The sequence below is a fragment of the Paenibacillus segetis genome (genome assembly GCF_014639155.1).
GTDB lineage: Bacteria > Bacillota > Bacilli > Paenibacillales > Paenibacillaceae > Fontibacillus > Fontibacillus segetis.
This window is the reverse complement of sequence record NZ_BMFT01000001.1, coordinates 1,755,775-1,777,046: the sequence shown is the minus strand read 5'-3', so window position 1 is coordinate 1,777,046 and position 21,272 is coordinate 1,755,775. Positions and strand designations below refer to the sequence as shown.

The 21,272-nt window shown below is 41.5% G+C and carries 23 protein-coding genes and 1 pseudogene; 6 read left to right on the top strand and 18 right to left on the bottom strand.

Going from position 1 to position 21,272, the window contains the following annotated elements:
- Window position 1 precedes the first annotated feature (1 nt).
- The 12 genes from IEW05_RS08155 to IEW05_RS08100 all read right to left on the bottom strand — a co-directional run bounded on the left by IEW05_RS08155 (window position 2) and on the right by IEW05_RS08100 (window position 11,367).
- Window positions 2-838: a glycosyltransferase gene (locus tag IEW05_RS08155; RefSeq protein WP_505818317.1), complete on the bottom strand. Its 837-nt coding sequence runs from the start codon at window positions 836-838 to the stop codon at window positions 2-4.
- Window positions 839-902: 64 nt separating this feature from the next.
- Window positions 903-2,819 carry a beta-N-acetylhexosaminidase gene (locus IEW05_RS08150; RefSeq protein ID WP_188537540.1) on the bottom strand — a complete coding sequence of 639 codons (1,917 nt, stop codon included), beginning with the start codon at window positions 2,817-2,819 and terminating at the stop codon, window positions 903-905.
- A gap of 127 nt (window positions 2,820-2,946) precedes the next feature.
- Window positions 2,947-3,336, bottom strand: a complete 390-nt coding sequence (locus IEW05_RS08145) for a response regulator (RefSeq protein ID WP_188537538.1) — start codon at window positions 3,334-3,336, stop codon at window positions 2,947-2,949.
- A gap of 16 nt (window positions 3,337-3,352) precedes the next feature.
- Window positions 3,353-3,520: a hypothetical protein gene (locus tag IEW05_RS08140; protein ID WP_188537536.1), complete on the bottom strand. Its 168-nt coding sequence runs from the start codon at window positions 3,518-3,520 to the stop codon at window positions 3,353-3,355.
- Between the two features lie 129 nt (window positions 3,521-3,649).
- Window positions 3,650-4,615 (bottom strand): class 1b ribonucleoside-diphosphate reductase subunit beta, encoded by a 966-nt coding sequence (nrdF, locus tag IEW05_RS08135; RefSeq protein ID WP_188537533.1) that lies wholly within the window; start codon window positions 4,613-4,615, stop codon window positions 3,650-3,652.
- A gap of 58 nt (window positions 4,616-4,673) precedes the next feature.
- On the bottom strand, window positions 4,674-6,758 hold the full coding sequence (nrdE, locus tag IEW05_RS08130) for a class 1b ribonucleoside-diphosphate reductase subunit alpha (protein WP_188537531.1): 2,085 nt from the start codon (window positions 6,756-6,758) through the stop codon (window positions 4,674-4,676).
- Window positions 6,745-7,104: a class Ib ribonucleoside-diphosphate reductase assembly flavoprotein NrdI gene (gene nrdI / locus IEW05_RS08125; protein ID WP_188537529.1), complete on the bottom strand. Its 360-nt coding sequence runs from the start codon at window positions 7,102-7,104 to the stop codon at window positions 6,745-6,747. Before nrdI ends, nrdE begins: the two co-directional genes overlap by 14 nt.
- 296 nt (window positions 7,105-7,400) lie before the next feature.
- Entirely contained in the window at window positions 7,401-9,368 is a 1,968-nt protein-coding gene (locus IEW05_RS08120; protein ID WP_188537527.1) for a stalk domain-containing protein, read from the bottom strand.
- A 270-nt stretch (window positions 9,369-9,638) separates the two neighbouring features.
- Window positions 9,639-10,037: a GNAT family N-acetyltransferase gene (locus tag IEW05_RS08115; RefSeq protein ID WP_188537524.1), complete on the bottom strand. Its 399-nt coding sequence runs from the start codon at window positions 10,035-10,037 to the stop codon at window positions 9,639-9,641.
- 73 nt (window positions 10,038-10,110) lie between these two features.
- The gene (locus IEW05_RS08110) at window positions 10,111-10,503 is read right to left on the bottom strand and encodes a VOC family protein (RefSeq protein ID WP_188537522.1); all 393 of its coding nucleotides are present in this window, start codon (window positions 10,501-10,503) and stop codon (window positions 10,111-10,113) included.
- Window positions 10,504-10,527: 24 nt separating this feature from the next.
- Window positions 10,528-11,052 carry a hypothetical protein gene (locus IEW05_RS08105; protein ID WP_188537520.1) on the bottom strand — a complete coding sequence of 175 codons (525 nt, stop codon included), beginning with the start codon at window positions 11,050-11,052 and terminating at the stop codon, window positions 10,528-10,530.
- 12 nt (window positions 11,053-11,064) lie between these two features.
- The gene (locus tag IEW05_RS08100) at window positions 11,065-11,367 is read right to left on the bottom strand and encodes a DUF6509 family protein (protein ID WP_188537518.1); all 303 of its coding nucleotides are present in this window, start codon (window positions 11,365-11,367) and stop codon (window positions 11,065-11,067) included.
- A gap of 195 nt (window positions 11,368-11,562) precedes the next feature.
- Between IEW05_RS08100 and IEW05_RS08095 the strand changes: the two genes are divergently transcribed.
- Complete coding sequence (locus tag IEW05_RS08095) at window positions 11,563-11,727, top strand: hypothetical protein (RefSeq protein ID WP_188537516.1); 165 nt, start codon at window positions 11,563-11,565, stop codon at window positions 11,725-11,727.
- 73 nt (window positions 11,728-11,800) lie between these two features.
- Here the strand turns inward: IEW05_RS08095 and IEW05_RS08090 are convergent, their stop codons facing one another.
- From IEW05_RS08090 to IEW05_RS08075, 4 genes and pseudogenes are all read right to left on the bottom strand, one after another.
- Window positions 11,801-13,096 (bottom strand): glycosyl hydrolase family 8, encoded by a 1,296-nt coding sequence (locus IEW05_RS08090; RefSeq protein WP_188537514.1) that lies wholly within the window; start codon window positions 13,094-13,096, stop codon window positions 11,801-11,803.
- A 207-nt stretch (window positions 13,097-13,303) separates the two neighbouring features.
- Window positions 13,304-13,963 carry a phosphatase PAP2 family protein gene (locus tag IEW05_RS08085; RefSeq protein ID WP_229753299.1) on the bottom strand — a complete coding sequence of 220 codons (660 nt, stop codon included), beginning with the start codon at window positions 13,961-13,963 and terminating at the stop codon, window positions 13,304-13,306.
- Between the two features lie 74 nt (window positions 13,964-14,037).
- Window positions 14,038-14,643 (bottom strand): annotated as a pseudogene (locus tag IEW05_RS08080) (pentapeptide repeat-containing protein).
- A 149-nt stretch (window positions 14,644-14,792) separates the two neighbouring features.
- The gene (locus IEW05_RS08075) at window positions 14,793-15,389 is read right to left on the bottom strand and encodes a nitroreductase family protein (RefSeq protein WP_188537512.1); all 597 of its coding nucleotides are present in this window, start codon (window positions 15,387-15,389) and stop codon (window positions 14,793-14,795) included.
- Between the two features lie 220 nt (window positions 15,390-15,609).
- Here IEW05_RS08075 and IEW05_RS08070 point away from each other — a divergent pair, with 220 nt between their 5' ends.
- The 3 genes from IEW05_RS08070 (at window position 15,610) to IEW05_RS08060 (ending at window position 17,831) form a co-directional block, all read left to right on the top strand.
- Complete coding sequence (locus tag IEW05_RS08070) at window positions 15,610-16,764, top strand: DUF4062 domain-containing protein (RefSeq protein WP_188537510.1); 1,155 nt, start codon at window positions 15,610-15,612, stop codon at window positions 16,762-16,764.
- The gene (locus IEW05_RS08065) at window positions 16,761-16,952 is read left to right on the top strand and encodes a hypothetical protein (RefSeq protein WP_188537508.1); all 192 of its coding nucleotides are present in this window, start codon (window positions 16,761-16,763) and stop codon (window positions 16,950-16,952) included. Before IEW05_RS08070 ends, IEW05_RS08065 begins: the two co-directional genes overlap by 4 nt.
- A 222-nt stretch (window positions 16,953-17,174) precedes the next feature.
- A complete protein-coding gene (locus tag IEW05_RS08060) occupies window positions 17,175-17,831 on the top strand; it encodes a CatB-related O-acetyltransferase (RefSeq protein WP_188537506.1) in 657 nt (218 codons plus the stop codon).
- 52 nt (window positions 17,832-17,883) lie between these two features.
- Here IEW05_RS08060 and IEW05_RS08055 read toward each other — a convergent pair whose 3' ends face one another.
- Together IEW05_RS08055 and IEW05_RS08050 are read right to left on the bottom strand one after the other, a co-directional pair.
- Window positions 17,884-18,564 carry an ABC transporter permease gene (locus IEW05_RS08055; RefSeq protein WP_229753423.1) on the bottom strand — a complete coding sequence of 227 codons (681 nt, stop codon included), beginning with the start codon at window positions 18,562-18,564 and terminating at the stop codon, window positions 17,884-17,886.
- Between the two features lie 5 nt (window positions 18,565-18,569).
- On the bottom strand, window positions 18,570-19,421 hold the full coding sequence (locus tag IEW05_RS08050; protein WP_188537503.1) for an ABC transporter ATP-binding protein: 852 nt from the start codon (window positions 19,419-19,421) through the stop codon (window positions 18,570-18,572).
- Window positions 19,422-19,683: 262 nt separating this feature from the next.
- On the opposite strand from IEW05_RS08050, the gene IEW05_RS08045 reads away from it, so the two are divergent.
- Together IEW05_RS08045 and IEW05_RS08040 are read left to right on the top strand one after the other, a co-directional pair.
- Window positions 19,684-20,361 (top strand): futalosine hydrolase, encoded by a 678-nt coding sequence (locus IEW05_RS08045; protein WP_188537501.1) that lies wholly within the window; start codon window positions 19,684-19,686, stop codon window positions 20,359-20,361.
- On the top strand, window positions 20,358-21,203 hold the full coding sequence (locus IEW05_RS08040; RefSeq protein ID WP_188537499.1) for a 1,4-dihydroxy-6-naphtoate synthase: 846 nt from the start codon (window positions 20,358-20,360) through the stop codon (window positions 21,201-21,203). Before IEW05_RS08045 ends, IEW05_RS08040 begins: the two co-directional genes overlap by 4 nt.
- Window positions 21,204-21,272 lie beyond the last annotated feature (69 nt).

The following is a 21,272-nucleotide window of genomic DNA, read 5'->3' as shown; positions in this document are numbered from 1 at the left end:
ATCACTGCATTAATCCCGATCCAGCATCCGTCCCGATACTCACACGATCAGTCCACGAACTAATTCCTTGCTTCATTATCGGTATATTTACATTCTGGTAAGCATGATTATGATCCTTAATATGAACATTCGGAGCAATGATTACTTCACGCCCAATGGAAATATGACTTACAGCGGACAGATTGCATCGTCTACCGATATCCGAGCCGGTTCCGATACGAATCCGTGGCTCCCCATGATAGTTGTTATAAGGCAGCATTACCCAACAGTCCTTCTGCAGTTTGACCCTGTCCTCGATAGCGACCCCTTCCGTAGCGAAAAAATCGCAAGTGGGATCAATCTGACAATGCCTACCTAACTGGTGAAACGTGTTGCCGTATAGAACTCGCCCCAAGCCATACTCCGCTCGAAAGATTTGTTGGTTCTCGGCAAACCCATTAGATGTATTAACAAGCCCGCAATCGTGGACGCACCATGGCTGTATTTGCTTGGGTACGCCAACTTCATATCCATTACTAATAAATTCATAACACTGAGACGCGTCATAGAAGTGCCAGCCTTTAAATATATCCTCCCGCCAAGGTAAATCATATTGTGTAACCATGAGTAAACCATCCAGAGCTTCCACCCTTTCATAGATCCCAGATGGTTCCTGAAATGATAATTCACTCAATACACCAGTATGGCTCTCCATCACCTTACCGAACCTATGCACCGCTTCCCACCATACACCTGATTGCGGAAGTTGCTGCGCGCCAACAACACCAAACATTCCGAGGGAGGGGGAAGAATGGAACAGTTGCAACATGTCTGCAATAAAGTTCTCGTTGACGATCAGGACATCCTGATGCAAATATACTTTATATTTAGCATCGGAGCGATTCATGGCGGAATTGCATAACTTAAAAAGGATTCAACACGTGAAAGAAGACATTCGGAGTGGCCATCCGATAATAATAGCTGCACCAACCGATTCCTCGATTATTGTACCGATTGGATGAGCTATAGAGAAGACGTTCTTGCTCCAACTCTTCAATACTAGCAAGTCGACCATCCACATAATCAAGAAGACGCATCGAAGCCGTATCCAGCCGATTTACTACTCCCCCATAGCGAATATCGATCACTTCCCAACCAAATGGCTTGAACATCCCTAGCCATTGCTTACGGTGAGCAGCACGCAACGCTTGCACCGCTTCTGCTATCTCAGGTAGCACATCTGTTGCTATTCTTTTCAGAGTTCCCTTATCACCAGCATCATAAGCCTGCTTCAGCTCGATACCGACTTCACTCTTCAGCTTCAGTACACCACATAATTTCTCAGGCACCTCAAACAAGTAATCCAGTTCTGCATCAGGAACACGTATGCCCTTGATCACCTGTTCCAGTTCACCATAGTGGGCATTTAACGCAAGCCCATCGATCTGCTTATCAAACATACCAAGCAGCACATCTTGATATAGAAGAAATTTCGACGGATTGCTTTGCTTACTGTTGTTAGGCTCCTGGCCTGGGGTTTCATCCAGATCCTTGAATTTCAAGAAGGCTTCAGCTGAAGTTCCGGTACAGAACTTGACGCGCTCCGCCACTTGCTCCCAGTCCGGTGTCCCCTCCGTATAAGCATGCTCGGCGTAAAGTTGCAAGCCAAGTAATGCCGCAAGCGGGTTACTCTCATTACCGTCGTCACCCCACATTGTAGCGTAGACTTCCCGGATTCCTTCCTTTTTGCATACTTTAAGTGCTGTATCTGTAGCGTTAAGTGACAGACCATAGTTAACGCCAAATGTATTGAAGATCCAAACAGCCCCAGCAAACACGAGATTACATCCTAGAGGACGATGCTTCGCGATCAACTTCTCATAGTCCTCCGCATCAATATGGTTGTAATCCCAATACACCATATCGACATCCTTCGGAATACGTGCCGCCATTTCCGTAGGGATTTGCTCATCGGTGTTATACTGCTCCCGGCCATCAGCGGAAGCAAACTTCATGAACATATCGCTCCACATCATGGCATTCAAGCCGAGACGCCGAGTAATCTCTAATACCTTGTCCAGATGCCCCGTCATGATATCGAATCGGCTCTGATACCCGTTCAGGTCCAGATACTTCCCACGACCAAGTTCCTCTGCTTCATCCATACCAATATGAATTTTACGACTGCGAAACGGAGCACTGGCGCTATTGATCATCTTCTCAACTAATTGATCGACCCTGTCGTCACCGACAAGAAGCGCCCCTTTGGTATCCTTGTATTGTCCAACCGGTTCCCACTTCAGGAATTCCTCTAAATGAGCGAGTGTCTGAATACTTGGAAAGGCCTCAATTCCAAATTGATCGGCATAATCATCAATGGCTCGCAGCTCAGCTTGCGTATACCGACCCCGCATGTATCCGAAATACGGCTCTCCGCTAATCTCATATGTATCTTCCATATACAGCATTACAGTGTTAAGGCCCATCAATGCCATTTTTCGTAGCATGAACTTAAAACTGTCCAAAGTCAGTATTGCATTCCGTGACAGGTCGAACATCGGGCCAATCGTATCGAACTGTTGCTTCTCACGAATGTTGAAGGAAGTTCCATTAACACCATGTTGCACAAGTAATCCAAGTCCCCGAAAGAACTGATGTTTTTGTCCATATCTTATGTATGCTTTTCCTTGCTCATGCTCAAGCCCAACTTCCAGTTCGCCTGCAGATGTCTCAACACGGACGGTAATACCGTCTTCTGCAAGAGTATAGTTAAGCTCCTGTGACAAGACTTGAATACCTGGCAGTAATGACGTTAAATCCCCTTCAAAACATAATTTCATCGTGGATTCCTCCTAGGTTCGTATCCCATTATTTTCAATAATTGCTGCAACACTGACCCTATTATACTTTGAAACTACTATACTTTGGAGGAGTTTTAACAAAGCAATACAATTTATATTCTACTAACTAACTTAGTGATGATTGCATACCAGTATCCATTTGCAGTATATTACGAACGGCATTTTGAACTTCATAAATATCAAAAGGTTTAGCGAATTCCAGCGTGGGTTCTATATAATTTGCACGTTGAACAGACTCTAATTCTTTATATGCCGTAATGACCACAACAAATGCTTTTGACCCTCTTTCATTGATCAATTCCATCACTTCAGCACCATTTAGACCTGGCATCTTCATGTCGAGAAATATTAAATCGGGAGAAACAAGATCCAGCATCTGAAGGGCCTGCTCGCCGTTCGAAGCTTCAAAGGTCTCATAATCCTCCGAACAAAACATCTCTTCCAGTAGTTTACGTATGGCATACTGATCATCCACTATCAACAATTTCTTCTTCAACACGAGCATCCCCCAATCATATTTTATGTGTAACTGGATCTGCTAATTGTCCCAATTCATTATTCTTTCTCTTGAGTCTCCAGTGAATGCCGTAATGCTTCTTGCAATAATCTCCTGCATAATGCTTCATACCACAGCCTTCATATATGCATAATTTTGGATTCGGTGATTTGGGTCGTCCCATACATTCCTCCGTCTTCATTTATTGGTATTTCGAGCAATGATTCATATGTATATGTGAGTATACCAAAAGCAGAAGGACTGTTAAGTTCTCCTGCTTTGTTATAGAAGTAATTATGACTGAAATATATGCCTAAAAATCAAATTTGAAATCTTCATCTGTCAAGGACTCTACGTGCATGGCACGCACGTAACCATTACCCTTTTTAGAGAAAAAATCATGTTGTTTCGTACGTGTGTTAATCCCATTGAATACGATAGGGTTAACTTCTTCTTCTTCAAACAGAGGATCAAATCCCAAATTCATCATCGCTTTATTCGCATTGTAGCGTACAAACGCTTTAACTTCATCCACTAAACCAATCGACGAATAAATTTCTTCCGTGTATCGCTCCTCATTTGCGTGCAAATCGTGGACCAAATTTTCCAGCTTTGCATACAAATCACGCTGCTCCTCAGGATTTAGCTCGTTATAAATCTCTTGAGCTAACAGACCAACATATACACCGTGGATACTCTCATCTCGAAGGATCAAATCGATAATCTCACCACTACAGGTCATCTTCCCTTGACCAGCCAGGTACAATGGATAGAAGAAACCACTATAGAATAAGTAGCTCTCTAGCAAGACAGATGCTGCCATGGCCATATAGAGATCTTTAGGAGAATGAATTCCTTTGTAGTACTTAGATACGGTCTGCGCTTTACGCTGCAGAATCGGATTGTCTTCTACCCAGCGAAATACTTGATCAATCTCTTCCGTAGATGCAAGCGTGGTAAAAATACTACTGTACGATTTGGCGTGAATTTGCTCCATCATCGCCATGAAGCCGAGTACCGCCTTACGCTGCAAACCATCGACATGCTCTAGTATTTTGGGCATACCCACACCGCCTTGAACCGTGTCGAGTAATGTTAGTCCACCTAGCACTTTCATGTAGCAGTCTCGTTCAGTATCACTTAACGTGATCCAGGACATTTTATCATCAGATAACGGGATTTCATCATCTGTCCAAAATTGCTGAATGTTCTGATACCAGAACATATTGGTAAAATCATCATCAGGCCGATTCCAGTTCACGGCTTGGATTGCGCTCATAATAAGTATTCTCCCCTCACTTGCCTAGCTGTTCCAATAAACCATCACTTCTTGTTCATTACACTGAGCAACTAACGCACTCTTCAACTGTCAGGCGGTTGGTACGCGTGTAGTACAAGGACTTCAGCCCTTTACGTGCAGCGTAGATATAATAACGAGCCAGTTCACGGGTAGTCACATCACTATTTACGTGAAGAACCGTAGATACACCCTGATCAATATGTTGTTGAATCTCAGCGATCAAATCGAGCACCTTGAACTGATTCATTTGATAAGCAGATTTATAATAAAAGAAATTATCCCGATTCATATAAGGCATAGGGTAAAACGTCGTTGAATTCGCATAGGTACGCGTCTCAATTTGTTCTACAATCGGCATCACGCTGGATGTCGCATTCTGTACATAGGAAATACTTTGAGTCGGTGCAATCGCAAGGCGATAAGCGTGATACAAACCATGCTTCCCTACATGCTTCTTAAGTTCCGTCCATTGTGCTGGCCCTGGGATGTCGATCCCCTCGAACAATTCCTGCACTTTGGATGTCACCGGGCGGTAATCCTGTTCTTCATAACGATTAAAATACGAACCATCACCATAATCGGATTGCTCGAAACCTGCAAACACAGCCCCAGTCTCTTTGGCAATTTCCATACTCTTCTCAAGTGAATGATAGTTCATCATCATGAAGAAGGTACGGGCAAAATCTTTAGCCTCTTCACTCTCAAATGCAATTTTATTCTTCGCTAAGTAGCCATGTAAGTTCATAGCTCCAAGCCCTACGGAATGCATCTCACGGTTGGCTTTCGCCACACCAGGTGCGTTAGCGATATTCGTCATATCGCTTACTGCCGTAAGTGCGATCATTCCCTCATGTACGGATTCCTTAATTTTCTTATGCTCCATTACATTTACAATGTTTAAGGAAGCTAGATTGCAGCAGATATCACGACGGATGATGTTGTCTTGACCGTAATCGTTAATGTCCGAAGTTTCTTGGAGTTGGAATATTTCCGTGCAAAGATTCGACATTTTGATTGGCCCGATATTTTTAAGCGCATGTCCCTTATTTGCATTACTCTTGTTCATAATATAAGGGTAACCTGACTCTAATTGAACCGTAGCGATCTTCGTCAACATGTCACGAGCACTCATGACAACCTTTTTACGAACACGTGGGTCAGCGAGTAGAACATCATACATTTCATCAAGATCCATATCATCCAGATGAGTGCCATATGCACGATACACACTATAAGGCGCAAATACATGCAGTGGTTCGTTGTTCTCTGCCAGTTTATAGAACCGATCCGGTACAATTAGCCCGATGGATAACGTCTTCAGTCGCGTCTTCTCATCGGCATTGATTTTCTTACTATCTAAAAATTCAAGCAAATCCCATCCAAAGATGTTGTAATATCCAGCTCCTGAACCTTTACGTTGCCCCATCTGATCTGCATAGGAGAAGGCATCCTCCATGAGTTTGAGTACCGGCATTATCCCTTTAGCTGCGTCTTCAACGCCTTTAATACTCTCGCCACGACCACGTAGTTTGGAGAGATTGACCGCCACACCTCCACCGATCTTGGACAACTGTAAGCAGGTCCCAATGATATAGTTGATCGAATTAAGTGAATCATCCATTTCTAGCAAGAAGCAAGATACCATCTCACCTCTACGGCTTTTACCAGCATTCAGGAACGTTGGCGTCGCTGGTTGAAGTCGTTGATCCATCATCGAAGCCGCAAGCGTGCGAGCAATATCGATATGTCCTCTTCCTAAATGTAGCGCTACTACTGCCACTCGATCGGAATAATGCTCCAGATAGAAAGAACGATCATTACTTTTCAGTGCATAGTCTGTATAGAACTTCGAAGCAGCCATGTAGGACTGGAATTGAAAATGATAACTCCGAGTAAGAGCAAAAATTTCCTCAACCTCAGTCTCTGAATAGCGCTCATATAAGTTTTCATAGTAATCATGGTCAATCATATAACGAATTTGCGTAGGAATATCAGCAAAAGTCATGCTCTTGCGTCCTACTTCTTCCATAAACGCCTCAACGGCCTCCTGATCCTTTTCCAATTGGAAAAAACCAGACGAGTCACGCTGCATCAGCAGATTGTTCAGTTCAATATGACGCAACTCGGCTCACCTCACTCTCAAAATATTGCGCATCACGCTTTGTTCCCGCCATCTCAAATTTACTAATCACGGGCACATGATAGCGTTCAGATATTATATCAGCACTTCTAGCAAATTTGTTACCCCAGTTGCGATTACCACTAGCAGCTACACCAAGCATATGTTGGTAATTTCGTTCCAAAAAGGACATTACACGATCAGGTACTTGACCGAATCCAGTCGTATAAGTAATGAGCACAAACGGTTCCTCCACCGTCATGTGATCATCTATTTGTAGTGCAGGTAAATTCAATTTGTTAATAAATCTCTTTACGTTTCCGGTCTTTGAATCATAGGCAATTAGCATGTTCCGTTCTCCCTCTATCGCTGCTCTTGATTATATCTCATAATAAAAATCACATCAATATGTAGTAGTGCATTAATTAATCTATAGCAATATATAGTGCTTTGTCAATCACAGCTATTTGCCCAAAACAAAGAGGAAACGGGTCAAACTCTATCGTTAATTCCTCTTTTTAGAAGGATCTGGCGAAATATAGCCCCCTACTTCACTTGCAAAAAAAAAGGCGCATGATATTTCTACCAAACGCCTTATGTACAGCCTATTCTATTTTTAGAAGAGCCTTATACTCAATAAATATTTTACGTATAACCGACTACTTTTCCATTTTTAAACGTGATGACATCATAAATTTTTTTGCTATCTCCATAGATCCATACTTCCACATTTCCTTCTTTAGATCTTGCTCTCGGATTTCCCCATGAAAGCTCAACTTGAGTTGGGGTCATGCCGTAATCAACTTTTCCCGCTTTGATATTATTCCAAACCGATTGTGACCATTTATATTTCTTATAGGGATCATAGGTGAAGAACCAATTTGGATTTGTTAGCTGATCAGTCACTCTAAAAGCTCCAACTCCATAATTCTCTGTATATGTCTTGCCTTTAGGAGTTCGGAATACAACACTATATGACTTAACACCGACTTTATCCTTCTCCACTAAAATGTCACTAATCGTGACTTTACTAAAGCGTTCTACCTCTCCGCCATAATTTACCCAGTATGACTTGCCGATAAGCCGACTCAAATTACCGAGATCAGCTGCTTTGATAATTTTTGCAGTCTCCGCCGATTCGATAACCACCTTTGATCCATCGACCATCAATTCAGCCTGCTTAAGTTCTGTATTCCATGTAACTGCAACACCTAATTCGTTGATAAGTAGCGTCGCAGGAATGACAGTAGCGCCTTTAACTAGCTGAGTTTTACCTTGAAGGGACTTCGACTCACCATTGATTACCACAGAAGCACTGTCCTTCTGTAATACGATAGTCTTCTCTCCTAATTGGATCGTAAACATTCCGTTGCTAGCAACGTTAACCGTTCCTCCCAAAATCTTGAATACAGATTGTATAGGTAAATACATCTTACCATCAATCAGAAGTGCTCCAGTCAAATGCTCTTGTGAGGTCACGTTCAATTGGGCATCCGCAGTAAAACTTCCCACTCGAAGTGATATCTTCGCATTCCCGATTCCCTTAACCTTTAAAGTATCGGTCCCTTGAAGCTCTGCAACCTGAGGCTGATCAACCAAGACTTCACCAGCCATCGGTAGACGTGTAAGTTTATACCCGTTTGAATAAGACTCTTCAACGTTTAATTTGACTAGATCCCCTATAGCCGCATCTGATTGAGAGACTTGCAAAGAAATACTGGTCATGCTTGGAATCGTTAATGGAGTAAGCGTACCCTGGTTATATCCAAACCATGAGCCATTGCTCTGCTGCACGAACAACTCCGTAGGGGAATATACGATTTGCACAACATCACTCAATCCGCTTAATTGACTAGCTTTATAAGTCCTAGCGCGATCCGTTCCTCGATCATATCTCCATACTGTGCCATCCTTTTTAACTATTAGGAGGCTTTGCGTATCACCGTCCCATATCATAGACGCGACATTTTGCGTAATTTCCCTGGGTTGATCATCCGTTTGCATATCCAACAATATAACCTTACCCGTGTTCTGTAGAACTGCCGCAAACGAGGAATTTATCTTTAAAGAGTCAGCTCCCTGTACAGTTCCAACCTTTCGTGATTTCCCTTGATATCCTGCGTTATACCATACCTCTCCAGAAGTAGAAAGTGCTGCAAAACTATTCTTGTACGCATGCAAACTTTGAATTCCGGTCATGTTCTCTATCCGTTTATCACCCTGATAGACCGTTCCGTCTTTCTTAAGGAATAGAACATCACCTACAACTACAGCAACCCCTTTATATTGTGGTAGTTTCTCAAGCTGACCTACAGCCCTTGACCATCCCACAACTTGTCCATCCTCTGTCCATCCATAATAAGATGAACTGTTGTACACCGACGTAATTCCAGTTAGATTAAACTGCTCATGCGTTGGTCCATTCGTTACATCATAAGACCATACTGAACCGTCACTCAGCAGGTAAGTATCTCGATCAATCACATACCTTATGGAAGTAGTTGATTCCGCTTGACCGTTTGAATCTGCCACCGCTATCTGATTGATGTTAGCAGTCAACCCTAATGCTAGAACCAAGCTAAGCAATAAGCTTGTACCCCTTTTCAACTTCATATGCATTTCCCCTTTATCCCTGAGTCATTTTCAAGAATATTCTAGATATATCCTAAATATCCCTCTTTTTTTAACTAGTTCTACAAAAACCGACTTTCTTTTTCAGAATAGTTCATAATGTTAATTAATCTCGACTAAATATCAGCCACTTACTGTTTCCGCGTTAAAACGATTTGAAATATTGCCTCTTTCTAACTAACACAAAAAGGCACTTGGTATTTACCAAGTGCCTTTCAGTAAAACTTTCAACCTCAGATTTATACATGTTCGTTATTTTATACGTCGTATTAGAAATGCGTTCTCTGCTTTTTCAAATCCAATACATGGATAATAATCCATAGCTGTTGGTGCTGATAGTAACAATAAAGAAACTTCTTCTCCTAGGTGCTTCCGCAATCGTGCAACAAGCTCAGTTCCTATACCTGTCTTCTGATATTCCAGACTAACTGCCAGATCTGATAAATAACAACAATATGAGAAATCAGTAATAGCTCTCGCAACTCCAACTAACTTTTCTCCATCCCAAGCAGAAATGCAAATATCGGCATTATCAATCATTTTTTGAATACGATCAAGGTCATTCACAGGACGTTTAATTCCAGAACTTTTAAATACATTAGAAACATCCTTAGCATGAAGATGAGAATTAATTTTGTATTCTATAGCCATTTTTACACCTCTTATGTAAGTTATTTTTTACAATAATATACACAAATAGATGAGTTGAGAAGAAGCAATCTAATTAATCTTCAGACGGAGCTACGATTTCTACTTTAATTCTATCTGGATCCTCAAAGAATACAGCGTAATGTTCATGACCACCAGCATAAGGATGACGATCACTATATAAAATAGAAACTCCCATCTCTATCAATTTAGCTGTAATCGCATCAACTTGGGCCCTAGATGAAGCATGAAATGCTAAGTGGTTCAGCCCCACCCTGCAACGGTGATAGGAAATATCCGTAAATCGTTCTTCGACTTGAACAAATACAATATATGTATCTCCATGCTTCCAGCTGATTCCAGAGTCCCATTTCTGAAACTGCTCATAGCCTAGCTCTAACAAGAACCATTCCCAGAAGGAAATTGTTTTGCCCAGATTAGACACATTAATCTCTAGATGATGAATCATTATACCTCTCCCATGCGACCTTAATTACTTCGTATCCAACCCCCAGCGATGCTGGAATTTCGTAAGCTTTGGATGTAACCTCTCAGGTTCAGCTGATAAAATCAGTCTAATCTTCACAATCCATTCCTCAAAAGAAGCAAACGAGGCGAATAGATTGGCCGTTTCTGGTGTCAGATACAAGAAATGAGGAGCCGGATATTTTTCAATGATATGCCTTAACGCAGCTTCAATCGGTGTATATTTCTTCCTTTTTCCGTCCCATCCTTCAACAACAACCATAGACAGTCCCTGCTCTCGCTTCCATTCGTGAAGCCTGTCTTCTCTTTTATAGAACGCGCTAACTGTTTTCTTGCTTAACCTTTTCACGGTTTCCTCATGTAATGGATAGAGGACAAATTTCGTGAAGAAATGGTTTTCACCATACTGCAGGGCAGATTCCAATTCCTCATTCGTCGTATGCTCAAAATCATCGTAAAAGATCAGCGTTCCTCTGCGCTCCTGTTTCGGAGGTTCATAACCAAAGGGAACGACTTGCGGATTCTTTGGCATAATCAGCCCCTCCTATGATTTGGGAGAAATCTCCGCCAGATGCTCTACACAGAAACTCTCCACCTGTTTAATTTCATCTTCTTCTAGGTCAAACTCTAAGTATTTATCTGTTGATCTCTCATAAATTTCATATTTAATCATTCCTGTCCGGCTTGCAGACACACCATAAAGAACTTTTAGATACAATCCATTATCGGAAAATAACTCATCATCTTCCGGCACTTCAACATCGAGAATGAATTCATATCGTTCACCTTCCAGAATACCAAAGGGGTCCTTAATCAACTCTACGCTGTACGCACTAATGTTTAACATAAGCTTATCCTCTCCAAATCATATCTTTAATATCACTTACTATACCACATTTGGAGTAACCCAATTAATTCAATTGCCAATTAGTTAACATAATATTTATTATGTCTATTAATAAAAATGTTTTGTATTTTGACCTATTGGGAACTATACATAAGGAACCAATCAACTTCGCAAACATCATGAGGAGGAATTATAATGGAACATCTATCTGAAGATCAACTACGCAATAAAGAAAATAAAGACGGGGACTCTCTGGCTGAGCGTAAAAAAATGGAGAATGGCGTAGATATTGAGCCCCAAGCAGATGAATGGATTGCCAAACCATCACCGTATTACAATCCAGAATCCTCTACCAAATAACCACCCGATGCACCAAAGACAAATCCGCTCTGGCTGGTGGCCAAGCGGATTTGTTTATTTCTACATTTTTGAATTAATACACCTCAAACTCATAAACGGAATAGCCCTGTGAAGCTCCTTTTGCAGTACAATATAACCTAACATACCTACCCGATTGTGCTTGGAAAGTAATCTCATCCGCCCCACCATCTCCATTACTGGTAGAGTACACATCTGTCCAATGAAGACTGTCTGATGAGACTTGAATAGCATATTGGGTTGCGTAGGCGTCCTCCCATTTCAACTTCACACGATGAATACTTTGGACCGAACCGAGATCAACAAAGATCCACTCAGGATCATTCCCTCCAGCACTTGCCCATCTTGTCATATAATTGCTATCAAAAGCCCTAGAAGCCTCAAAACCAATGCCTATGTTAGTGCTAGAAATAGCCGGCTTATCCTTAGCAAGATTCACCATAGATGGAACCGTATCCGCGGAAGGAACCCACCCATTTCCCGAAATATAAAGCATATTCAGTAAGTTATGCGAATCACTAATCCCATCTTTATGTTTGTTCTTCATCACATTCCAAGTCGTATTCACCTTATTCTGATCGCTTCCATTCACTGTGCCAGTTGAGATAAACGAAGAATCATTAATCACATTAATCCACGCCTGGTCTCCTACAAAGTAATACAATTCGTTATCACTCCAATGCCCAAGCAAGGAGTCCACTTTAGAAGTACTCGCTTTAATTCCTTTCGAAATTCTATTATTTGCTTCTGCTAAATAATTAATATTCCCCTTAGATCCCCATTGATTATGAGCAAGAATGAGTGAGTAAGCGATATTTAGATCCCCACTAATTGCTGCGCTGAAGTGCCCCTGGGCACTGATTGCGTCTGCTATTATGCTTCCCATTAAGTACTCGTTCTCTGAACTTCTAAAAGTCTTTGCTGTTTTGAGGAGACCATTATATATCGTCTGGGCATCAGGATCATAGCCCGCCATCAGAACTGTAATGATCATACCAAGGCCTTGTCCCTCCGAGGATCCTAAAGCTGTATAGCCCTCATTATCACCGGTAATATTGCTTTGAACATAATACCCACCAGATAATGAAGTTAAATCCTTCTTAAGATACTTGGATTTCCAGTAATCATAATAGGTTGACACTGCCATATTCAGTTCGTACTGAGTATTGTGATTTGGCTTCATGATCTCAGCGTATTTTGACTGTTGAGGAAATGATCTTGTTGCTCCGTCTGCATGTGCTACTTGGTGAGGAAAAGGGAAAACGGTGGTCGCTAAAATCGCAATACAAATTAGGGTTACCATCATTGATTTTTCAATCATTTTGCTAACTCTAGCGCTTCCTCCAAACATTCTTAATCCTCCTCTGCATGCTTGTTCACATATCTATAATATTACAAATATAGAAATTTATAAACGTTGTATTTCGTCAATTTTTAATCATCGCACGAATGTATATTTAATATCATTAATCTTCATAATCATGCAAAATTCAGCAGCAAAAAAAGCCCCAAATCGAGGATTTGAGACTTTCGTTAGCTTTAATGATATTTATTATTTTTATATGTGAGGAATGTTTGAGTGCTCCATCAGTCGTTGATGTCCCCAGATGGAACATGACAGCCAGCAACTACTCACGAGATAAGCTCCTAATACATCACTCGGATAATGCACACCCAAATATATACGACTTAACCCAATGAATAGAATAAACATGGAGCTAAGTACGATAAGAATCACACGTCCTAATGAACCGGGGATATGTCTCCATAGCAAATATGCAAGAGCCCCATAAAAGCTAAATGCAGACATAGAATGACCGCTAGGAAAGCTGTAACCTCCCACCTCAATCAGGCGGTGAAAATCTGGACGTGAGCGACTGAATAGATGTTTTAGCACCATATTAATCAGCGCCGAGCCAATTACTACGGTTACTAGAAAAATGAGCTCTTTACGATGCCTAAGAAACACAAACAAAACAACCATCGTAAGGATGATGATCACAATGACTGGAAGCCCTCCACCGATCCATGTGAAAAACTTCATCACAGTTGTTAGAGTGGGTGATTCCATACCTTGAACGTATGAAATAATCACATGATCAAATTGTTCAATTTTCAGATTTCCAACAGCTATCGCAATTAAACCGAATAAGCACGCGTAGATTACGCTGGTATATAACAATACGAAAGATGGCCGCGATTGTTTAGTTGAATTCACAATGGATACTTAACCTCCAATTGGAAATGCTTTTCCCTATTCATAACATCAAATAGTTAATGTAATTAAATATTTTACTCGACCTTAGCTCCATAAGCGCGCGCAAATACAATGGCTTGGGCTATATCCAGCCTTGCTCCTTTTACATCGATGGTTTGAAAGTCTATCCCTTCAACAATTGCTCCGCGCAAATCTGCTCCGGATAATTTAGACTTAGCCATCACCGCATGAGTTAAATCGGCTTCTCTTAGATCTGATTTTTGCAAGTTAGCTCCAGATAAATCTGCTTCAAGAAACCGAACTCCTCGTAGATCTTGCTTATTTAATTGCGCTAATCTGAAATTGGTATAAGACCAGTCTCCTTGAACTATGGTTATCCCATCCAACTGCGATTAAGAAAAGTCCGAACCTGTCATTTTACAGTGATTAAACTTAGATACAAAAAAATTAGTTTCTCCAAACTGGCAATTCACAAAAGCGGATTCATTATGAATAGAAGCGTTCAAATGTGCCCCATAAAAATCACACTCGATAAATTGGCTCGAATAAGTAGAAATTTCCTCCATCGATGTTCCACGAAACCTACAACGAACAAAAGTACATCTTGTTAATTCTCCATATTTCAAATCTTTATGGCTGAAATCAACATCCTCATAATGCTGTTCGTGATACTCGTACATATACGTATGCTCCCCACTAAATAAGAAATAATTAAATGTTTTATAATTTTAACATGAATTGAGTCGAAATTATAAGAAAAAGAGCGTCAACAGTCTCCTGTCAAACGCTCCTTATCAACTCTATAAATTCCTAATGATACCTTGGTTTATTATTTGAATACTTTCAATCGGCTATCGAGCGGAGCGAATTGTTTCTCTCCAGCAGCACCCGTAGGTTTGCCAAATGGCATTTGAGCAAGCAGTTTCCAAGAGGAAGGAATGTTCCACTCAGCAGCGACTTGTTCGTCGATCAGTGGGTTATAGTGCTGCAAGGAGGCTCCCACCCCTTCTGCTGCAAGTGCAGTCCAAATAACGAATTGTAACATCCCGGAAGATTCTAAAGACCAAATCGGGAAGTTATCAGCATATAGACCAAACTGATCCTGCAATCCTTTAATTACATCTTGATCTTCGAAGAACAATACTGTACCACGTCCGTTTTGGAATGAAGCCAGTTTTTCTTCAGTTGATCCAAAGTTTTCTGCAGGTACGATTTTTCTCAATGTTTCTTTTGTAATATTCCACAATTTGTCATGTTGCTCGCCTAGCAAAACAACAACCCGCGCGCTTTGTGAATTAAAGGAAGATGGTGTATGAAGCACTGCTTCTCCAACAATCTCCTCGATACGTTGATCCGAAATAACGGATTCTTTACTGATCCCATAGATACTACGTCTTTCTTTAATTGCATTCAAGAATTGACTCATGATGAATTCTCCTATCTGTTTATAATTTATGTGATGATAATGTACCTACAAAACAAAACCTCATTACTAAACATTAATATACTAACTTTCATTTGTTTAGTAACTACGTTTTTCATATTACATGAACTATATTATAAATGCAAGTATTAATTTTATTCATGAAGGATCGAAGTATTTGGGTTATAATGGAAACAAATTGATATTGGGAGTGTGTAATTGGGTGGCGAGAACAAACGTATTCATCAGTTCCGTAAATGAAGACGGTTTAAAACCTCTGCGCCGGAGCGCATTTCGGGAACTCACGAACCTAGGGCACGAACCACTCATGTGGGAAGAAAATCTCGGACCCTGGCCTGCAGGTGTAGATCCTGTTACCAAATGTCTCGAGGCGGTTGGTGCTTGTGACATCTACCTCCTATTCATCGGGAGTAAGGCCGGTACATACGACAAAGTGGCTCAACGAACCGTCACACACATGGAATTTATTAAAGCTTATGAACAAGGCAAGACGATCCTTGTATTCGGCGATGTGGAGATCAAAGCTACATTCTTTGGTACTGTGAAGCCAATTATTGAAGAATATGTTGATCGTTATATTGTAAAAAAAGCACTCTTCCCTTCACCCCTACATATAATTAACACAATAAGCTCCCATAGTAACATTGCACTAAATGTTGATCCCTATGTCTGGTATTTCTTGTATGACATGACGATGCGCAAAGTATATATCGATGATCTAAGTTTGGGCGTTCCTATCGACTGGCGATCTTTTTTCAGCGATTTATTAAGAAGAGGATCTCTTTTACTCCCACTTGAAGCTTCGATTGAGCAGAGCAGTTCACGGCTAGAGCAGTTTGATGAAGTATTTGAATTACTTGGCGAATTGATTCCTGAGCTACAAATTAACGGTCTTAAGGATAATGAATCCTTTTTAACACTAATTATGAATCGATTTTCTGGTGGAATCATTGAACAGAGTTATGGGCAATATATGTCGGAGAAAGTCGGTTATTATGAGGAGTGTAGCGGAGCAACATTATACTTTTGTAACGGTAAGGAGCTTCGGATGTCCACCAAAGTTGGGGATGCCTCTGGTCCGCCCTCTTATATGTTAGATAATCAGAGTTCTTATGCTGTATTAACCTATCATATGGGTAACAATGAAGAGCAGGTTTACTTCAAAGAGGCTAAAAAGACGTTTTACTATTGCATCCGCATGGGTGAATATGTTCTAACTCTTCATTTTCCTTCGGATCCAAGTTGGGATTATAGGAAGTTCATCCACTACAAAGAATGTGCTAATCATGCTATACTAAGTAAAAATCCGCTAATTATCGAGTTCATCAAATTATTCTTAGGAGGGATACAGCCATGAGTGCTGGAGTATTCGTATCCAAGAACGGCGTAGTTACAAAAGCCAAAGGGTATCAGCCCAAAGAAGCTTTACTGTTCGCACCTTCCAAGAAAAATTCTTCTCAAATTTTACGCGAACAACGTACCGCGATGAAACATAATAACAAGCAGATTAAAGACCGTTTTGCGCAAGCAACGAAGCGAGCGTAAGGTACTGATTTCATAACAAGCCGCTCCCGATTCTGATCGGGAGCGGCTTTATTTTCGGCCAGGTAGATTTGACGAACAAATCATCTCTTTGTTACAATCGCACCATCTTATACGAAAAGGATGAGAGCGATGGTTCGTCGTTTGAAACGGTTTAAGAATGTTGCTACTGCTTTAAGCTTCTAAGTAAACAATGATTATATTACTTAGAAGCGAGGGAAAAGAATGAAACAACATCAATTTAACCACTGGTCCGAAATTAAGTATCTAAAGGATATTGTCACCAACCCACTGATTGAAGTAGGAGAATATTCGTACTATTCAGGTTATTACGATCATCTTGATTTTGAAGATGGGTGCGTTAGGTATCAATGGGGAGATGAAAAATCAAGAAAGTTATTTAACCCCATCGAAGACTATGGTTGGCATTTAGATAAGTTGATTATAGGAAATTACGTATGTATAGCAAGTGGAGTAATTATTTTAATGGGTGGCAATCATAATCACCATCCTGAATGGATTACCGTATATCCGTTTGTGGACCAGATTGAAACTTCTTACCAGCCAAAAGGAGATACAATCATTGGGAGTGATGCCTGGATTGGCATGAATGCAATGATTATGCCCGGTGTGACCATCGGTGAAGGTGCCATCATTGCGGCTGGATCGGTTGTTACAAAAGATGTTCCACCATATAGAATAGTAGGCGGTAACCCTGCAAAAGAGATAAAGAAACGCTTTACAGACGTGGAAATAGAGAAGCTAAAGGAAATGCGTTGGTTCGATTGGGAACGTGAGCAAATTGAGCGCGCCAGTCATATCTTGTCAAGCTCATCTATTCACCAATTATATGACTATTATCAAAGCGAAATAAAACCATAACGTTTAAAGTCACTTCTTAACAGTTGATTAAGAAGTGACTTTTTTTAATCGACTAAAAATGCTTGCCTATTTTTCTAATCCATAACGATAGACCGATAACCCAAGCAAGAATTAGAGCTCCTTCCAGCGCTAAAAGGCCTCCACCCTCCAACACACTATTCAAGCTAACTACCACTTCAATACTTGGGATGAGTACAAATACTTTATAGGTCCATTCAGGCATGGCCTGATATAGATTTGTAACCAGAAACAATGTAACCATGAGTACTGAGGCTACAGCGGTACCATTTTTCGATGAGTTCATTTTAAGGCCAATGATCAAGCCAATCTCAACAAACAGAATACCTCCAACAATTAAGATCAGTAGCGAAGGTATGAGACTCCAAGATAACCCTTGATTCAATAAGAGAACGCAAATCTGAGAAAATAGAGAAAAGACAAGAATCGATAGACCTTTGGCAGCCACGATGTCGATAAATCTGAGCGGAGTCAGAAGTAATGCATCCATCGTTCTACTTTCTCTTTCTTCAATGAGATTAGGTCCGGTCAACATGATGCCTACCATCACCTGAGCAAATAACACCCAGGTTGATAAGAGTATGAAATTGACATCCTCCGCTTGATCCATCACAACCATGATCATCTTCGACATCAGAATAGGTAAGCAGATCAGAATGAGACTTGCAGGATTCTTAATCATATCTCTCATCTCATGTCCCACTAGCTTGAACATATGTTTCAACTTAGCTCACTTCCCGTCAATACAGCAAACACATCGCCCAAAGATGCTTCTTTGGTATGCAAGCTGATCAATTGATTACTCGTCATCAACTGATAGACCGATCTTGGCGTCTCTTCATCGTCTAATGGCCATACCTCTTTTACTACATTACCGTCATAGGTATACTCCACATGAATTTCATTTTTACCATGCAGGCTTTTTAGTTTAGCTGGATCATCTAATGCAGCCAATTTACCATTACACATAATCCCGACTCGATCACATAGTTCATCGGCTTCATGCATATCGTGCGTAGTTAACACAATCGTCGTTCCCTCTTGCTTGAATTTATAAATAAAACTTCGAATTAATGCTGTTGTATTAGGATCTAAACCACTAGTTGGTTCGTCAAGAAATAATACTTTTGGTTTATGTAGCAAGGCTCTTGCAATCAATACACGTTGCTTCCACCCTTTGGACAAGCTGCTTACCTTATCATGTTGACGTTCGAGTAGTTGCAGGCTGTCGAGTACCTCATCGATTCTTGCATTCGAAACATTATTTAGAGCCGCAAATAGTTTCAAATTATCTCGGATGGAGGATCGGACGTATAGATTTGGCAGCTCAAAGACCACCCCGATATCGGATTGAACTTGCTTCTTATTCCGTTGCACATTTAAGTTATTAATCGTGATTTCGCCCGCGCTTGGTTGCAGTAATCCGATCATCATTCGTATTGTCGTTGTTTTCCCCGCCCCATTAGGTCCAAGAAAGCCAAACAATTCCCCTTCTCCGATCGAGAAAGAAAGTCCGTCTACCGCCATTTTCTTATTTGGGTAATACTTCGAAACCTGCTTAACATCAATCAAATTCCATCCCTCCTATGAGCCCAAAATCATGCAACGTAAACATCCACTCTAGCTTCCAGTTCAATTTATACTTGAACATTCGCTGTTAAAGAAGCTGTTCCTCTACGAAATTGTGAGCATTTCATGTAATGTGAAAATAACAACTAACTTGGTTTTCAAGCTCACTCACTATATAATTGAAAGTGCATGTTAGGATTGGATTTTAGAATCTACATACAAATTATCGTTCGTGGGGTTTCATTAAGGAGATGACTAATAGTCTATGAAAGAACACATTAGAATAGATTCCACCTACCCTCATGTGCTTATTATGACAGCAGTACAAGGGGAACAGGACGCCGTATTACGTGGCCTAGGCGAGGCAAAAGGTTTTGATGTACGTCTGGCAGGGGTTGGCCCAGCCTCAGCGGCAGCGCGAACAGCGACAGCCCTAACTGCTGCGAAGTATGATCTTGTGATCAGCGCCGGAATTGGTGGTGGGTTCCGAGAGCAAGCGGATGTTGGCTCATTGGTTATAGCTAATGAAATCATTGCAGCAGACCTAGGAGTAGAGACTGCCGAGGGTTTTGCTAGTGTGGACGAGCTTGGTTTTGGGTCTGCCCGTGTTCCAGTTGAACCCCATTTACCCCTTAAGCTACTTCAGTTGTTGAAGTCTACTAGCATACCAACAAGTATCGGTCCTATAGTCACGCTATCAACCGCGACGGGAACTGCCAACACATGTGCTGAGTTATCGAAGCGAATCCCAGGCGTAGCGGCCGAAGCTATGGAAGGGTATGGGGTCGCCCTTGCCGCTCATCATTTGGGACTTCCTGTGATGGAAATTCGAGCGATCTCTAACATCGTTGGACCTAGACAACGTGAATTGTGGAAAATTAAAGAAGCTATGCAAACTTTAGAAACTGCCTTTTCTATATTACCGGAGGTGTTACATCGATGAAAATTGCCTTTTCTCCCTGTCCTAATGATACTTTTGTATTTCATGCCTGGGCGCATGGTCTAATCCAAGGCGCACCTGAGCTTGACGTAACCTATGCTGATATCGATATTACAAATGGACTTGCTGCCACAGGAGACGGTCCTGATATACTCAAAATATCCTATGCCGCACTTCCATGGGTGCTGGATGAATATGCATTATTACCATGCGGTGGAGCGCTTGGACGTGGCTGCGGTCCGCTCGTTCTTACGGCGGGAAATCAACACGGAACTCCACCAACCCCCGAATTATTGTCGGGGCGCCGAGTAGCCGTACCAAGTGAACGCTCGACCGCTTATTTACTATTCCGCTTATGGGCCGCTAGCGCAGTACCTGGTGGTGTCGGTGAAATCGTTGTCCTACCCTTCGACGAGATCATGCCTGCGGTGCAACGTGGAGAAGTTGAAGCCGGGTTGGTTATCCATGAGGCTAGATTTACTTATCCGTCCTACGGATTAAATCTGCTGATTGACCTAGGAAGCTGGTGGGAATCGGATACGGGCCTTCCGATTCCGCTTGGAGCGATTGTTGCTCGCCGCTCCATGGACTTAGAAGCCATTACCGGCTGGATCAAACAATCCGTACAGTATGCTTGGGATCATCCTGAGGCTTCAGCTGAATACATTGCAGCTCATGCTCAAGAAATGTCGCCGGAAGTTACTGAGGCGCATATCAATCTATATGTAAATTCATATACAGCTGATCTAGGAGAAGACGGCTATAACGCAATTTCAGCTCTCTTAGGCCGCGCAGCTAAGGAAGGACTTGTTCCAACAGTGGATCTATCGGCCTTACGCCGTTAAGAATTGGCAATTTCATCGTTTCGTCGCTGGCACCATTTAGAGTGATAGCTGTCCAGTTCGTCTGTCAGT

Bases quoted from the DNA above. Each gene is read 5' to 3' on its own strand.
- IEW05_RS08090 (WP_188537514.1), bottom strand. From the start codon at position 13,096: ATGTTTGGAGGAAGCGCTAGAGTTAGCAAAATGATTGAAAAATCAATG.
- IEW05_RS08055 (WP_229753423.1), bottom strand. From the start codon at position 18,564: ATGTTCAAGCTAGTGGGACATGAGATGAGAGATATGATTAAGAATCCT.
- IEW05_RS08105 (WP_188537520.1), bottom strand. From the start codon at position 11,052: ATGCCAAAGAATCCGCAAGTCGTTCCCTTTGGTTATGAACCTCCGAAA.
- IEW05_RS08110 (WP_188537522.1), bottom strand. From the start codon at position 10,503: ATGATTCATCATCTAGAGATTAATGTGTCTAATCTGGGCAAAACAATT.
- IEW05_RS08040 (WP_188537499.1), top strand. From the start codon at position 20,358: ATGAAAATTGCCTTTTCTCCCTGTCCTAATGATACTTTTGTATTTCAT.
- IEW05_RS08150 (WP_188537540.1), bottom strand. From the start codon at position 2,819: ATGAAATTATGTTTTGAAGGGGATTTAACGTCATTACTGCCAGGTATT.
- nrdF (WP_188537533.1), bottom strand. From the start codon at position 4,615: ATGAGCGCAATCCAAGCCGTGAACTGGAATCGGCCTGATGATGATTTT.
- IEW05_RS08095 (WP_188537516.1), top strand. From the start codon at position 11,563: ATGGAACATCTATCTGAAGATCAACTACGCAATAAAGAAAATAAAGAC.
- IEW05_RS08120 (WP_188537527.1), bottom strand. From the start codon at position 9,368: ATGAAGTTGAAAAGGGGTACAAGCTTATTGCTTAGCTTGGTTCTAGCA.
- IEW05_RS08115 (WP_188537524.1), bottom strand. From the start codon at position 10,037: ATGGCTATAGAATACAAAATTAATTCTCATCTTCATGCTAAGGATGTT.
- nrdI (WP_188537529.1), bottom strand. From the start codon at position 7,104: ATGCTAATTGCCTATGATTCAAAGACCGGAAACGTAAAGAGATTTATT.
- IEW05_RS08100 (WP_188537518.1), bottom strand. From the start codon at position 11,367: ATGTTAAACATTAGTGCGTACAGCGTAGAGTTGATTAAGGACCCCTTT.
- IEW05_RS08075 (WP_188537512.1), bottom strand. From the start codon at position 15,389: ATGAGTCAATTCTTGAATGCAATTAAAGAAAGACGTAGTATCTATGGG.
- IEW05_RS08140 (WP_188537536.1), bottom strand. From the start codon at position 3,520: ATGGGACGACCCAAATCACCGAATCCAAAATTATGCATATATGAAGGC.
- IEW05_RS08060 (WP_188537506.1), top strand. From the start codon at position 17,175: ATGAAACAACATCAATTTAACCACTGGTCCGAAATTAAGTATCTAAAG.
- IEW05_RS08045 (WP_188537501.1), top strand. From the start codon at position 19,684: ATGAAAGAACACATTAGAATAGATTCCACCTACCCTCATGTGCTTATT.
- IEW05_RS08065 (WP_188537508.1), top strand. From the start codon at position 16,761: ATGAGTGCTGGAGTATTCGTATCCAAGAACGGCGTAGTTACAAAAGCC.